This is a genomic window from Phocaeicola fibrisolvens (assembly GCF_025567125.1).
GTDB lineage: Bacteria > Bacteroidota > Bacteroidia > Bacteroidales > Bacteroidaceae > Phocaeicola > Phocaeicola fibrisolvens.
In genome coordinates, this window is record NZ_JAOQJI010000010.1 from 90,512 (window position 1) to 103,674 (window position 13,163).

General features: G+C 45.7%; 17 protein-coding genes. 11 read left to right on the top strand and 6 right to left on the bottom strand.

What is annotated here, in order from left to right; genetic code table 11:
• Positions 1 to 151: 151 nt before the first annotated feature.
• From rpsF to rplI, 3 genes are read left to right on the top strand one after another with little or no spacing between them, the layout of a single operon-like run.
• A complete protein-coding gene (gene rpsF / locus OCV81_RS06445; protein ID WP_007563184.1) occupies positions 152 to 499 on the top strand; it encodes a 30S ribosomal protein S6 in 348 nt (115 codons plus the stop codon).
• Positions 500 to 501: 2 nt separating this feature from the next.
• Positions 502 to 771, top strand: a complete 270-nt coding sequence (gene rpsR / locus OCV81_RS06450; protein ID WP_005841178.1) for a 30S ribosomal protein S18 — start codon at positions 502 to 504, stop codon at positions 769 to 771.
• A gap of 18 nt (positions 772 to 789) precedes the next feature.
• Positions 790 to 1,239, top strand: coding sequence for a 50S ribosomal protein L9 (rplI, locus tag OCV81_RS06455; protein ID WP_022353203.1), 450 nt, complete (start codon positions 790 to 792; stop codon positions 1,237 to 1,239).
• 326 nt (positions 1,240 to 1,565) lie between these two features.
• On the opposite strand, the gene OCV81_RS06460 is transcribed toward rplI, so the two are convergent.
• Positions 1,566 to 1,766 (bottom strand): PG1828 family lipoprotein, encoded by a 201-nt coding sequence (locus OCV81_RS06460; protein ID WP_148329349.1) that lies wholly within the window; start codon positions 1,764 to 1,766, stop codon positions 1,566 to 1,568.
• A 302-nt stretch (positions 1,767 to 2,068) separates the two neighbouring features.
• On the opposite strand from OCV81_RS06460, the gene mtaB reads away from it, so the two are divergent.
• Together mtaB and OCV81_RS06470 are read left to right on the top strand one after the other, a co-directional pair.
• On the top strand, positions 2,069 to 3,385 hold the full coding sequence (gene mtaB, locus OCV81_RS06465; protein ID WP_148329350.1) for a tRNA (N(6)-L-threonylcarbamoyladenosine(37)-C(2))-methylthiotransferase MtaB: 1,317 nt from the start codon (positions 2,069 to 2,071) through the stop codon (positions 3,383 to 3,385).
• On the top strand, positions 3,385 to 4,413 hold the full coding sequence (locus tag OCV81_RS06470) for a glycosyltransferase family 2 protein (protein WP_204432592.1): 1,029 nt from the start codon (positions 3,385 to 3,387) through the stop codon (positions 4,411 to 4,413). Before mtaB ends, OCV81_RS06470 begins: the two co-directional genes overlap by 1 nt.
• On the opposite strand, the gene OCV81_RS06475 is transcribed toward OCV81_RS06470, so the two are convergent.
• The 5 genes from OCV81_RS06475 to OCV81_RS06495 are packed head-to-tail and all read right to left on the bottom strand — an operon-like array spanning position 4,410 to position 7,221.
• Positions 4,410 to 4,997 carry a Maf-like protein gene (locus tag OCV81_RS06475; RefSeq protein WP_148329352.1) on the bottom strand — a complete coding sequence of 196 codons (588 nt, stop codon included), beginning with the start codon at positions 4,995 to 4,997 and terminating at the stop codon, positions 4,410 to 4,412. The genes OCV81_RS06470 and OCV81_RS06475 overlap by 4 nt on opposite strands.
• A 22-nt stretch (positions 4,998 to 5,019) precedes the next feature.
• Positions 5,020 to 5,538, bottom strand: coding sequence for a KdsC family phosphatase (locus OCV81_RS06480; RefSeq protein ID WP_148329353.1), 519 nt, complete (start codon positions 5,536 to 5,538; stop codon positions 5,020 to 5,022).
• Between the two features lie 11 nt (positions 5,539 to 5,549).
• Positions 5,550 to 6,353 (bottom strand): Rossmann-like and DUF2520 domain-containing protein, encoded by an 804-nt coding sequence (locus OCV81_RS06485; protein ID WP_148329354.1) that lies wholly within the window; start codon positions 6,351 to 6,353, stop codon positions 5,550 to 5,552.
• A complete protein-coding gene (locus tag OCV81_RS06490; RefSeq protein WP_148329355.1) occupies positions 6,350 to 6,685 on the bottom strand; it encodes a hypothetical protein in 336 nt (111 codons plus the stop codon). The genes OCV81_RS06485 and OCV81_RS06490 overlap by 4 nt, the downstream gene beginning before the upstream one ends.
• Positions 6,685 to 7,221, bottom strand: coding sequence for a nitroreductase family protein (locus tag OCV81_RS06495; protein WP_148329356.1), 537 nt, complete (start codon positions 7,219 to 7,221; stop codon positions 6,685 to 6,687). Before OCV81_RS06495 ends, OCV81_RS06490 begins: the two co-directional genes overlap by 1 nt.
• A gap of 75 nt (positions 7,222 to 7,296) precedes the next feature.
• On the opposite strand from OCV81_RS06495, the gene OCV81_RS06500 reads away from it, so the two are divergent.
• The 6 genes from OCV81_RS06500 to OCV81_RS06525 all read left to right on the top strand — a co-directional run bounded on the left by OCV81_RS06500 (position 7,297) and on the right by OCV81_RS06525 (position 13,006).
• A complete protein-coding gene (locus tag OCV81_RS06500) occupies positions 7,297 to 8,265 on the top strand; it encodes a GNAT family N-acetyltransferase (RefSeq protein WP_148329357.1) in 969 nt (322 codons plus the stop codon).
• Between the two features lie 164 nt (positions 8,266 to 8,429).
• Positions 8,430 to 8,834, top strand: coding sequence for a methylmalonyl-CoA epimerase (mce, locus tag OCV81_RS06505; protein WP_148329358.1), 405 nt, complete (start codon positions 8,430 to 8,432; stop codon positions 8,832 to 8,834).
• A 48-nt stretch (positions 8,835 to 8,882) separates the two neighbouring features.
• Positions 8,883 to 10,436 (top strand): acyl-CoA carboxylase subunit beta, encoded by a 1,554-nt coding sequence (locus OCV81_RS06510; RefSeq protein WP_148329359.1) that lies wholly within the window; start codon positions 8,883 to 8,885, stop codon positions 10,434 to 10,436.
• 26 nt (positions 10,437 to 10,462) lie between these two features.
• Positions 10,463 to 11,392, top strand: coding sequence for an OadG family transporter subunit (locus OCV81_RS06515; protein ID WP_117672299.1), 930 nt, complete (start codon positions 10,463 to 10,465; stop codon positions 11,390 to 11,392).
• A gap of 22 nt (positions 11,393 to 11,414) precedes the next feature.
• Entirely contained in the window at positions 11,415 to 11,843 is a 429-nt protein-coding gene (locus tag OCV81_RS06520; protein WP_148329360.1) for a biotin/lipoyl-containing protein, read from the top strand.
• Between the two features lie 2 nt (positions 11,844 to 11,845).
• Complete coding sequence (locus tag OCV81_RS06525) at positions 11,846 to 13,006, top strand: sodium ion-translocating decarboxylase subunit beta (RefSeq protein ID WP_117672303.1); 1,161 nt, start codon at positions 11,846 to 11,848, stop codon at positions 13,004 to 13,006.
• The last annotated feature ends 157 nt before the right edge of the window (positions 13,007 to 13,163 follow it).

Consider the following 13,163-nt stretch of genomic DNA (forward strand, 5'->3'; position numbering starts at 1 on the left):
GTAGGTAAAAGAGAGATGAAATGATAAATTGTTCTCTTTTTAAGATTCTTTATTGTATAAATAGGTGAGAATCTTTGGTTTCTTAGTTGAAAAATCGTACCTTTGCCGCGCAAATAAAAAATCATTATTAATAATTTAATTAACGAATAGTATGAATCAATACGAAACCGTTTTCATTTTAACTCCCGTTTTGTCTGATGTTCAGATGAAGGAAGCGGTAGAAAAGTTCAAAGCTATCCTGACTCAGGAAGGTGCGGAGATCATCAATGAAGAAAACTGGGGCTTGAAAAAATTGGCTTACCCAATTCAGAAGAAGTCTACAGGTTTCTATCAACTGATTGAATTCAAAGCAGAACCGTCTGTAATTGAGAAGCTGGAAGTAAACTACCGTCGTGACGAACGAGTAATCCGTTTCTTGACTTTCAAGATGGATAAGTATGCTGCAGAATACGCTGCTAAGAGAAGAAATGTAAAATCAACTAAAAAGGAGGAAAACTAATCATGGCACAGCAACAATCAGAAATCAGATATTTAACTCCGCCTTCAGTAGACGTGAAGAAGAAAAAATACTGTCGTTTCAAAAAGAGCGGTATTAAGTACATCGACTACAAAGATCCTGAATTCTTGAAGAAATTCTTGAATGAACAAGGAAAGATCCTTCCGCGCCGTATTACAGGTACTTCATTGAAGTTCCAGCGTCGTATTGCGCAGGCTGTTAAGAGAGCTCGTCACTTGGCTTTGCTGCCTTTCGTAACTGATATGATGAAATAATAAAGGAGGAATAAGAATATGGAACTGATTTTGAAAGAAGACGTAGTTAACTTGGGCTACAAGAATGATATTGTAACCGTGAAGTCTGGTTATGGTCGTAACTATCTTATTCCGACGGGTAAAGCAGTGATTGCTTCTCCGGCTGCAAAGAAAATGTTGGCTGAAGAGTTGAAGCAGCGTGCTCATAAATTGGAGAAGATTAAGAAAGATGCTGAAGCTGTAGCAGAAACACTGAAGGGCGTTTCATTGACTATTGCTACTAAGGTTAGTGCAACTGGTTCAATCTACGGTTCAGTAGGCAGCATTCAGATTGCTGATGAATTGGCTAAGTTGGGTCACAACATTGATCGTAAGATTATTGTGGTAAAGGACAATGTAAAAGAAGTTGGACACTACAAGGCTATCGTTAAACTTCACAAGGAAGTTTCTGTAGAAATTCCTTTCGAAGTAGTTGCAGAAGAAGCTTAATTTGTATCTGTAAATACTTGATAAATCCCCCGAATGGATGTATGTCTGTTCGGGGTTTTTTATTTTTTCGAACGTTATGTAAGAGTGACTGGAAGTTTATTTTTTGGATAAATTAGATGGAATGATTTCAGTCGGATAGAGGCAGGGTTTGTTAAAACGTAATCCTTTTAAGGAGAATCTTTCAAAAGAGCGATGAAGTGATGTGCAATATTGGGATTTAAAGATAAAAATAAAGGGGTGGGATGAGTTGTCTGAAGTTGCGAAAAGGCATAAAAAAAGTCTGTAGGCTGAGCTTACAGACTTTCAATTCTCTCTGATGTTCGAGATTATTCAGCTACTACTGCTGAGTCACCAGCTACTGCTGCTGAATCGCAAACTACTGCTGCTGAATCAACAACCGGAGCTGCTTCTTCAACTACTGCTACTGAATCTGAATCAGCTGCTGCTTCACTGTTAGCTGCTTTGTTTCCGCAAGAAGCGAAAGAAACTGCAGCAAATGCTACGAACAAAAATACTAATTTTTTCATTTTCTTTGCTTTTTAATCTGTAATACTTATGTTGTTTTCTTAAAACGTTGCAAAGATATAGACTTTTCTGATACGTTGTTCACTTTTAGGCGATTTTTTTTCAAAAAAATATGTTTTAAAACTTATCTCTCTGAATGATAATGTGTTGCAAAACATAGCTTTTTATTTCTTGATTTGATAATTTTTCCAAGAAAGCCCGAAAAGTCTCCAAAAACGTCTAATTAGGAAGTCAATCCATACAAACTCGTTTTAAGAGTCGTGAATTATATGTACCTTTGCAGACTTCTAAATGATAAAGAGATATGATTGATACAACTATTTTTCAGGATAAAGTAGCTGTTTACTATACGCTAGGCTGTAAGTTGAATTTTGCAGAAACTTCTTCTATTGGGAAAACCTTAAAAGAAGCAGGAGTTCGTACGGCCCGGAAAGGTGAAAAAGCAGACATTTGTGTGATTAATACCTGTTCAGTGACGGAGATGGCCGACAAGAAATGTCGTCAAGCCATTCATCGTCTTTCTCGGCAGCATCCTGGTGCGTTTATTGTGGTAACCGGATGTTATGCGCAGTTGAAACCGGGACAAGTAGCTGAGATAGAAGGGGTGGACTTGGTGCTGGGTGCTGAACAGAAAGGAGAACTCATGAACTACCTAGGTAATCTGGAAAAGCATGCTCACGGTGAGGCGGTAGTGACAGCCACGAAAGACATCCGTACTTTTTCACCTTCTTGCTCACGAGGAGACCGTACCCGCTATTTCCTGAAAGTGCAGGATGGCTGTGACTATTTCTGTTCTTACTGTACGATTCCTTTTGCTCGTGGAAGGAGTCGGAACGGTAAGATTGAGGATTTGGTGGCACAAGCCCGGCTGGCGGCTGCAGAAGGCGGAAAAGAAATCGTGTTGACCGGGGTGAATATTGGAGATTTTGGAAAGACGACGGGAGAAACCTTTTTCGATTTGGTCAAGGCGCTAGACGAGGTGGAAGGCATTGAACGTTACCGTATCTCTTCCATTGAGCCTAATTTGCTGACGGATGAGATTATTGAGTATGTAGCCCGTTCTCGTCGCTTCATGCCTCATTTCCATATTCCTTTGCAGTCTGGTTGCGATGAAGTGTTGAAGTTGATGCGCCGTCGTTATGATACCGCCTTGTTTGCAGAGAAGGTAGCTAAAATCAAGTCCTTGATGCCTGATGCTTTTATTGGTGTAGATGTGATTGTGGGAACACGGGGAGAGACTCCTGAGTATTTTGAACGTGCGTATGAGTTTATCAAAAGCTTGGATGTGACCCAACTGCACGTATTCAGCTATTCCGAGCGTCCCGGTACACAGGCTTTAAAAATAGACTATGTAGTTCCTGCGCCTGAGAAGCATGTCAGAAGTCAACGGTTGCTTGAGTTGTCGGATGAGAAAACCAAGGCTTTTTATGCCCGTCACATAGGACAGGAGGCTGAAGTACTGATGGAAAAATCCAAAGCTGGCGCCCCAATGCACGGTTTTACTAAGAACTATATCCGGGTGGAATTAGCCCACGATGAGAAGTTGGACAATCATCTGGTGAAAGTACGTTTAGGGGATTTCAATGAAGACGAAACCTCGCTTAAAGGAACAATTTTATGATAAAGACAGCAGTGGTCATCTTGAACTGGAACGGCGAGGCGATGCTTCGTCAGTTCCTTCCGTCGGTAGTCACCGGTTCCTGTGAGGAAGCAACAGTGGTGTATGTCGCAGACAATGCGTCTACCGATGATTCGTGTGCGGTGGTGGAAAAAGAATTTCCTTCTGTACAGTTGATACGTCTGGACCGGAACTATGGTTTTGCCGAGGGATATAACCGAGCTTTACAACAAGTTGAGGCCGAATATGTGGTATTGTTGAATAGTGACGTGGAGGTGACCGAAGGGTGGCTTCGGGATATGGTGGCTTATATGGATACCCATCCCGATGCAGCTGCCTGCCAGCCTAAGATTTTGTCCTATCGTCATCGAAATATGTTTGAATATGCAGGAGCCAGTGGAGGCTTTATGGACCGTTATGGTTACCCGTTTTGTCGTGGACGTGTGATGGATGTGGTGGAAGAGGATAAAGGACAATACGAGGAGATTATCCCGGTGTTTTGGGCCACAGGTGCTGCATTGCTGATTCGCCTTGAGGTCTATCGGAAAGTGGGGGGACTGGATGCTCGCTTCTTTGCCCACATGGAGGAAATTGATTTGTGCTGGCGTTTGCGCAGCCGGGGATTTCAGTTGGTCTGTGTTCCTTCGAGTACGGTATATCATGTGGGAGGAGCTACGTTGAAGAAAGAAAATCCACGGAAAACCTTTCTGAATTTCCGTAACAATCTGTTGATGCTCTATAAGAATTTGCCGGAAGAAGAGCTTGCTCCGGTGATGCGTGTACGTACTTTTCTGGATTATTGTGCCGCCCTTGTCTGGTTGTTGAAAGGCGATTGGGGCAATGTGAGAGCCGTGTGTGAGGCGCGGAAGGAATTTCACCGTCTCTGCCCACAGTTCGCAGCCGACCGTCGGCAGAACTTGGCGAATACCGTGTTGAAAACAATTCCTGAACGATGGAGTTTCAGTTTGATTTGGCAGGCAAAAATAAAGGGCCGAAACACCTATTCAGCCCTTTCTAGAGTTTTGCATTAAAGTTTTTTGAGTTCCTGATACAGACGCTGTACCGGGAGTCCCATGACATTGAAATACGATCCTTCCAGTTTCGATACACCTACAAAGCCAATCCATTCCTGTACTCCGTAGGCACCTGCTTTGTCTAGTGGATGGTATTTCTCTACATAAAAATCAATTTCATCTTCAGTCAGCACATCGAAGGTGACTTGTGTCACAGCCGAGAATGTGCGCTGTGTTTCTCGGGTAGTCAGACACACGCCGGTGATTACCTGATGGGTGTCACCGGAAAGTTCCCGTAGCATTTCTTTGGCTTCTTCCAGTGATTTAGGCTTGCCTAATACTTTCCCGTGGATATATACTACTGTATCTGCTGTGATAATCAGCTCATCCTCTTCCATGGAATTGCGATAGGCATCCGCTTTTTTGCGTGAGATATACATGGGGATTTCCTCTCCTTCCAAATTGTCTGGATAACTTTCGTCGATTCCTGGCAGCACCTTTACTGTGTAGTTCACGTTCAGTCCGCTCAACAGTTCCCGTCGGCGTGGAGAATTGGAAGCCAATACAATTTTATAGTGCTGAACATTTTCCAATGGTCTCATATTTCTGTCAGTTTTTTAATAATTACCATCCGAAAGCGGCTTGTCCGGCCATCCATTTTCCTTGTGCTTTCAGCACCTGTTCAATCACGTCCCTTCCGCAACCATATCCACCTTTGCAGTGAGAAATGTACTTGCTGATGGCCTTGATTTCCGGAGCTGCATCTGCCGGGCAGCAGGGCAATCCTACCAGTTGCATCACTTCGTAATCGGGTATATCGTCGCCCATGTAAAGCACCTCTTCCGGTTTCAGGTCGTATTTGGTCAGCAACTCCTGATATTCGCGGATCTTGATGGCAGCTCCAAGGCAGACATCCTTGATGCCCAGTCCCTCGTAACGTTTGCGTACGGCTTCTGTCTTTCCGCCTGTGATGATGGCTACATGCAGGCCGCATTTCACGGCCAGTTGAAGGGCGTATCCGTCTTTGATGTCGACAGAGCGCATCGGCTCTCCATCCGGGTGCAGGAAGATGGTTTCTGCACTCAATACTCCGTCCACGTCGAAGAACAGAGCTTTTATTTTCGTCAAATCGTAATTAATCATATTGGGGATTCTTATTTTTGATGTTCAGTTTCATATTGGTGGATATGCAGGCTCAGTAACCTGTAAATTTCGGCCAGTTGCGGTTCCTCTTCCTTCAGCATGTCCAGGTGGCGGTGGATGACATTCTCGTCATACCGTCGGGCTGGGCCTGTCTGCGCTTCGATGGGGGACAGTTCGTGTACTTTCCGGGCTGTTTCGTCAATCAGGGGCAGCATGGTTTCGAAAGGCAACTGATGTGCCGTGAGCAAATGTTCGCAGATGGCATACATGTGGTTGCTGAAGTTGCAGGCAAATACGGCTGCGATGTGCAGGTATTTCCGTTGTGCAGAAGTGGCTTCATACACCTTGGAACTCAAACTTTCGGCAATCTCCCGGAGCTGCGAAAGGTTTTCAGTCGAGTTGGCTTCGATGAAGAAGGGTACTTCTTCCATGCGCACTTCTCGTTGTTTGCTGAAAGTTTGCATGGGATACGCTACACCATAGTTTTTCTGTTTCCCTTTCCACACCTCCATAGGCATGCTTCCGGCCGTGTGCAGATAGAGTGCGTCGGGATTGCAATGGGCCAGTTGGTCAATGACTGTTTCCAATACAGCATCCTTGACTGAGACAATGTACACATCCGCTTGTTCGTAAACTTGTGCCAGTTGGTTTGTCCATTTGCATCCCAGTGTGTTGGCTAACGTACGGGCAGACTCTTCGGTTCGGCTGTACACCTGCTGTAACTGGAAGCCTTTTTGTTGCAAGGCTTTTGAAAGATGGGTGGCTACATTGCCGGCCCCGATACATACAATCGATTTATCTTTTGTGTCCATCATCCGCGTGAAGATAAGAAATATAATAAAACTCCAATGACCAGCAGTACGGCAGGCAGCAGGAAGGTTGACATTTGCCCCAGCAGGGAGATTACCAGGCCAATGTTTTGTATCAGCCAGATGCCCAACAGAATAAGACCTACCGACTTGTCACTCTTGAACCATAAGAAAATTACGGCAGCATAGAGTAGCATGGTATCCTTCTGCATCACCCACGGCAATCCGAGGTGGTCAAATCCAACCCATTTGTCAATCAGATAGAGTAGTCCCGTCAGTACGAGGAAAACGGCGGTAGCTCGGTACGTATCCTTGTGTTTACCAGTTGATGTAGCCATTATTTCTCTCCGTACTTATTGATGTGTACCTTTTCCCATTGCAAGTGTGATTCATCAAAAGGTTTGCGTTCCATTCCCTTATGTCCAATGGCGATGAGGGAAAGCACTTGTAGCTGTAAGGGTAGGTCCAGCAGTTCATGGATATATTCATTGGCAGGCACACCGTTGGCCGTGAAGCGTTCCCTGATCTGTACCCAGCAGCTTCCCAGTCCCAAATCTTCGGCTTGCAGCTGTATCATGATAGAAGCAATGGAGGCATCTTCAATCCATACGTCACTGGCAAGCGGGTCGGCTGTAACTGCAATGGCTATAGCGGCATCTTTTACAAAAGCGGCTCCCGATTCCTTGCAGAAAGACAGCTTTTCCAACGTGTCTTTATCGTCGATGACAATAAACTGCCAGCAATTGGAGCGTTTGGAAGAAGGAGACATCAATGCAGCTTTCAATAGCGTGAGCACCTGGTCTTGGGTAAGTTCTTCGCCTGTGAATTTACGCATGCTTCGTCTGTTTCTGATTAAATCACTGAAGTTTTCCATAAAAAATAAATTTGTGTGGACAAATATAAGGCTTCCCTGTTAAATCCTCAATAAAAAAATGTAAATTTGCATGACATGAGCATCCGTTTAGCTACATATTATCACGCTAAGGATGTGCCCGATTTGCCGGGTTCCAACATCTTTCATTCTACTGAACTGTTTCATGTGCTGGAACAGACGAACGGCTACTGTCCACGTTTACTGGTGGCCTACGAGGGGGAAACTCCTATTGGGAAATTATTGTGTATCTTACGTAGAAGTACACGTCTATGTCGTTTTGTAGAGAAGGGCTATGCGTATGGAGTAGGTGAGTATTTTTCGTCTTCTTACCGGAAAGAAGAGATTTTTCGGGAGTTGCTGTCGTATTTTACCCTTCAATTTTCTGAACGGGCTTTTATACTGGAGTTTCGTAATTTGGAAGAGCCTTTGTTTGGATATCGTTATTTCCGCCAGAACGGTTATTTCCCAGTTCGCTGGCTTCGGGTACGCAATTCTCTCCATCATGATTCCTTGGATAAATGGATGAGTGCTTCCCGTAAAAAGCAAATTAGTCACGGACTTAAAAATGGAGCTGTTATTGAGGTGGCTCATACGAAGGAAGAACTGAAGGCCTTTTTCAGTATGTTAAAACGTTATTATTCACCTAAGATTCACCGTTATTTGCCAGATATAGGTTTTTTCAGTACTTTGTTGGAACATTCTTCCCATTGTGGAAAGATTTTTATCGTGCGTTACAAGGATAAGATTATTGGAGGGTCCGTATGTCTGTTCTCGGGGAGTGATGCCTACCTTTTGTTTTCCGGAGGGATGCGTAAAACTTATCCTTTGCAGTATCCAGGTGTGCTGGCTGTATGGGGAGCTATTCGATATGCCCGTTTGCATGGCTGCGATCACTTTGAGTTCATTGATGCCGGTCTGCCTTTTAAGAAATACGGTTACCGTGATTTTATTCTGCGTTTCGGAGGAAAGCAGATGAGTAGTCGTCGTTGGTTTCGCGTACGCTGGGGCTGGCTTAACCGTGTATTGACTAAAATTTATGTATAGTCGTTTGTAGGGGAGGAACAAAATGAATTAACCTCTCTTTAAACAACGGGTATTCTTTGAAAAAATCGTCAAAAAGTTTCTTTTTTCACCGCAATTTTCTTTTCTTTGTCTGCGTGTATATGAAACACAACTTTAAATTAATACCCATAAAAAACAAATCCATTATGAAAATCTCTCACATTGAACATTTGGGCATCGCAGTCAAGAGTATTGAAGAAGCCCTTCCTTATTATGAAAATGTCCTCGGATTGAAATGCTATAATATAGAAACCGTAGAAGACCAGAAGGTAAAAACCGCGTTCTTGAAATGTGGTGACACAAAAATCGAATTATTGGAACCGACGGGTCCCGATAGCACCATTGCTAAGTTTATTGAAAATCGCGGTATGGGGGTACATCATGTGGCTTTTGCCGTAGAAGACGGAGTGGCAAATGCGTTGGCACAGGCGGAAGAAGCTGGAATTCGTTTGATTGACAAGGCCCCCCGTAAAGGAGCAGAAGGACTGCATATTGCTTTCTTGCATCCGAAGTCAACCATGGGAGTATTGACCGAACTCTGCGAGAAATAATTGGGAAAGGAACCTCATTTTTATTTTATCCATATAAAGACTAATACCATGAGTAACCAACTTGAAAAAGTAAAAGAATTGATAGAGCTTCGTGCGCAGGCTCGTCTGGGTGGAGGCACGAAAGCCATCGACAAGCAACATGATAAAGGAAAGTACACTGCACGTGAACGTATAGCCATGCTCCTTGATGAAGGAAGCTTTGAAGAAATGGATATGTTCGTGCAGCATCGCTGTACGAATTTCGGAATGGACAAGAAACATTATTTGGGAGACGGCGTCGTAACCGGTTACGGGACTATCGAAGGCCGTCTGGTTTATGTTTTTGCCCAGGACTTCACTGTTTCTGCCGGTTCTTTGTCTGAGACAATGTCATTGAAAATCTGTAAAGTGATGGATATGGCCATGAAGATGGGGGCTCCTTGCATCGGTTTGAACGACTCTGGAGGTGCACGTATTCAGGAAGGTATCAATGCGTTGGCGGGTTATGCGGAAATTTTCCAACGCAATATCCTGGCTTCGGGAGTGATTCCGCAGATTTCCGGTATTTTCGGTCCTTGTGCAGGAGGTGCAGTGTATTCTCCGGCCTTGACAGACTTTACTTTGATGATGGAAGGTACTTCTTACATGTTCCTTACCGGACCAAAGGTAGTCAAGACGGTGACAGGAGAGGATGTGTCACAGGAAGATTTGGGAGGTGCCAGTGTGCATTCCACTCGTTCAGGTGTGACTCATTTCACGGCAGCAACAGAAGAAGAAGGCTTGGCCTTGATTCGTAAATTGTTGAGTTATATCCCACAGAACAACTTGGAAGAGCCTCCTTATGTAGACTGTATGGATCCGATTGATCGGTTGGAAGATTCGCTCAACGAAATTATCCCTGACAGCCCGAACAAGGCATACGATATGTACGAAGTAATCGGTGCCATTGTCGATAATGGGGAGTTCCTCGAGGTGCAGCGTGATTTTGCCAAGAACATCATTATCGGTTTTGCACGCTTCAACGGACAGTCAGTCGGTATCGTAGCCAACCAGCCGAAGTTCCTGGCTGGAGTACTCGACTGCAATGCATCCCGTAAAGCCGCTCGTTTCGTTCGTTTCTGCGATGCTTTCAATATTCCAATCGTATCATTGGTAGACGTACCGGGATTCCTGCCGGGCACGGGACAAGAATACAACGCCGTCATTCTGCATGGAGCTAAGTTGTTGTATGCTTATGGGGAGGCTACTGTACCGAAAGTGACGGTGACCCTTCGTAAGTCTTATGGCGGTTCTCACATTGTGATGAGCTGTAAACAGTTGCGTGGCGACATGAATTATGCATGGCCTACTGCCGAGATTGCCGTAATGGGTGGAGCCGGTGCCGTAGAAGTGCTGTATGCCAAGGAAGCAAAAGACGCACCCGATCCGAAAGCCTTTATGGCCGAAAAAGAAGCCGAATATACCAAGCTGTTTGCCAACCCGTATAATGCAGCCAAGTATGGTTACATTGACGATGTGATTGAGCCGCGTAACACACGTTTCCGCATTATTCGTGCCTTGCAGCAGTTGCAGACCAAGAAGCTGACCAATCCGGCCAAGAAACACGGTAATATTCCTTTGTAACATTCACCTTTTTAATGCGTTTAGTTATGAACAAATACATAGCCGGAATATTCTTCGCATCTGCTATGGTCGGTGCGCTCAGTTCGTGCACCGCACCGGATACGGGCAGTAAAATCGTCATCAACGAAGTCTTGGTGGATAATCAAGACAACTTTCAGGACGATTATGGCGTGCATAGCGGATGGGTGGAAATATTCAACACATCTTATAATAGTGTCAACCTGGCAGGATGTTACCTGAAAGTGAGCAGTGAGCCGGGCGACACCCTGTCTTATTTCATTCCCAAAGGAGATGTACTGACTGCCATCAGCCCTCGCCAGCACGCTCTCTTCTGGGCAGACGGAGCACCGCGCCGGGGCACGTTCCATACCAATTTCGTATTAAGCAAGACCCGTGACAACTGGGTAGGATTATACGATTCGGGACGGAAACTGTTGGATGAAGTGGTTGTGCCTGCCGGTGTACTGAAGACAGACCAGTCGTATGCGCGGGTAAGCGACGGGGCAGACCAATGGGAAGTAAAGGATGACAGCGAGACCAAATACGTGACTCCAAGCACAAACAACCAGACGCTGGAAGGAAACCCGAAGATGGACAAGTTCGAACAACACGACTCGGCGGGGCTGGGCATGACCATTACTGCCATGACCGTGGTTTTCATCGGGCTTATTCTATTGTACATCAGCTTCCGCATCATCGGCAAGGTTGCCGTCAAGCTGCGTAAACGCAACGCCATGAAGGCTCAGAATGTCACCGACAAGCAGGAAGCGAAGGAGCGCGGACTGGGAGAAGCTCCGGGCGAAGTCATTGCCGCCATTTCCATGGCCTTGCATGAAGCACAGGGAGCCGACCACGATGTGGAAGAAACCATCCTGACCATCAGCCGGGTGAAACGGAGCTACTCACCGTGGAGTTCCAAGATTTATACCTTGCGTGAAACGCCTCATAAGAAATAACCTCTAAAGTATAACGAAAACCATGAAAGAATACAGATATAAAATCAACGGAAATCTCTACAAGGTGACCGTGGGAGATATAGAAGACAATAACGTGCATGTAGAAGTAAACGGAACGGCCTATACCGTGGAAATGGAAAAGAAGACCGGGCCGAAAATCAAACCGGTAGTCCGTACGGCAGCTACCACACCGGCAGCTCCTCCTCCCGCCGTGAGCCGTCCGGCTGTAGCAGGAAGCAAGTCAGGCATCAAGTCGCCGCTTCCGGGCGTGATTCTGGAAATCAAGGTGAAGGAAGGAGATGCCGTGAAACGCGGACAGACATTGCTCGTACTGGAAGCCATGAAGATGGAAAACGACATCAAGGCCGACCGTGACGGTAAGGTAACTGCCATCAAGGTGAGCAAGGGAGAATCAATACTCGAAGGTACAGACCTTATAATCATTGGATAGTTATGGGAGAATTTATCAATTTCTTACAAAGCAACCTGGCGGATTTCTGGACTTATACCGGCTTCTACAATGCGACTTACCAGCATTTCATCATGATAGCCGTCGGTATATTCTTCATTTATCTTGCCGTGGCGAAGGAATTCGAGCCGATGCTACTGATTCCAATCGGATTCGGTATGCTGGTGGGCAACATTCCTTTCAATATGGAGGCCGGCCTGCAAGTCGGTATCTACGAACAGGGTTCGGTTCTCAACATCTTATATCAAGGAGTGACATCGGGATGGTATCCGCCACTCATCTTCCTCGGCATTGGAGCCATGACCGACTTCTCGGCATTGATTTCCAATCCGAAGCTGATGCTTATCGGTGCGGCAGCCCAATTCGGTATCTTTGGTGCCTATATGATTGCACTTGAATGGGGATTCGACCCCATGCAGGCAGCTGCCATCGGCATCATCGGAGGTGCAGACGGTCCGACCGCCATCTTCCTTTCATCGAAGCTGGCACCCAACCTGATGGGAGCCATCGCCGTGTCCGCCTATTCGTATATGGCATTGGTGCCGGTTATCCAGCCGCCTATCATGCGTTTGCTGACCACCAAGAAAGAACGTCTCATCCGCATGAAAGCCCCACGCGCCGTATCTCATACCGAAAAAGTATTGTTCCCCATTATGGGTCTGTTGCTCACCTGCTTCCTGGTTCCTTCGGGTCTTCCGCTGTTGGGTATGCTGTTCTTCGGTAACCTGTTAAAAGAAAGCGGTGTGACCCGCCGTTTGGCAGAGACAGCCCGCGGTCCGCTGATTGACACCATCACCATTCTGTTGGGATTGACCGTAGGCGCTTCCACCCAGGCTTCAGAATTCATCACATGGGATTCACTGAAGATTTTCGGCCTGGGTGCCTTGTCATTCGTGATAGCAACCGCGTCGGGAGTGCTCTTCGTGAAGATATTCAATCTCGTATTGAAGAAAGAAAACAAAATCAACCCGCTTATCGGTAATGCAGGTGTATCTGCCGTGCCCGACTCTGCCCGTATCTCGCAAATTGTCGGTGCGGAATATGATCCGACCAACTACCTGTTGATGCACGCCATGGGTCCGAATGTGGCCGGTGTTATCGGCTCGGCAGTAGCTGCCGGTATCTTGCTGGGATTCTTGATTTAAAAAATCACCATAGCATAGAAAAGAGGCTGTCTCAAATTGAAATATAATTTGAGATGGCCTTTTTTGTGCCTGCAAAAAAATCGGGCAAGCCCAAACTTCGCTCAGTCAGGACTTGCCCGTCTCCCTAATTTTTCGTATCTTTAGGGAATCAAGCAAT

Coding starts and splice junctions, on each gene's coding strand:
- rpsF (WP_007563184.1), top strand. CDS start 152: ATGAATCAATACGAAACCGTTTTCATTTTAACTCCCGTTTTGTCTGAT.
- rpsR (WP_005841178.1), top strand. CDS start 502: ATGGCACAGCAACAATCAGAAATCAGATATTTAACTCCGCCTTCAGTA.
- rplI (WP_022353203.1), top strand. CDS start 790: ATGGAACTGATTTTGAAAGAAGACGTAGTTAACTTGGGCTACAAGAAT.
- OCV81_RS06460 (WP_148329349.1), bottom strand. CDS start 1,766: ATGAAAAAATTAGTATTTTTGTTCGTAGCATTTGCTGCAGTTTCTTTC.
- mtaB (WP_148329350.1), top strand. CDS start 2,069: ATGATTGATACAACTATTTTTCAGGATAAAGTAGCTGTTTACTATACG.
- OCV81_RS06475 (WP_148329352.1), bottom strand. CDS start 4,997: ATGAGACCATTGGAAAATGTTCAGCACTATAAAATTGTATTGGCTTCC.
- OCV81_RS06480 (WP_148329353.1), bottom strand. CDS start 5,538: ATGATTAATTACGATTTGACGAAAATAAAAGCTCTGTTCTTCGACGTG.
- OCV81_RS06485 (WP_148329354.1), bottom strand. CDS start 6,353: ATGATGGACACAAAAGATAAATCGATTGTATGTATCGGGGCCGGCAAT.
- OCV81_RS06490 (WP_148329355.1), bottom strand. CDS start 6,685: ATGGCTACATCAACTGGTAAACACAAGGATACGTACCGAGCTACCGCC.
- OCV81_RS06495 (WP_148329356.1), bottom strand. CDS start 7,221: ATGGAAAACTTCAGTGATTTAATCAGAAACAGACGAAGCATGCGTAAA.
- OCV81_RS06500 (WP_148329357.1), top strand. CDS start 7,297: ATGAGCATCCGTTTAGCTACATATTATCACGCTAAGGATGTGCCCGAT.
- mce (WP_148329358.1), top strand. CDS start 8,430: ATGAAAATCTCTCACATTGAACATTTGGGCATCGCAGTCAAGAGTATT.
- OCV81_RS06510 (WP_148329359.1), top strand. CDS start 8,883: ATGAGTAACCAACTTGAAAAAGTAAAAGAATTGATAGAGCTTCGTGCG.
- OCV81_RS06515 (WP_117672299.1), top strand. CDS start 10,463: ATGAACAAATACATAGCCGGAATATTCTTCGCATCTGCTATGGTCGGT.
- OCV81_RS06520 (WP_148329360.1), top strand. CDS start 11,415: ATGAAAGAATACAGATATAAAATCAACGGAAATCTCTACAAGGTGACC.
- OCV81_RS06525 (WP_117672303.1), top strand. CDS start 11,846: ATGGGAGAATTTATCAATTTCTTACAAAGCAACCTGGCGGATTTCTGG.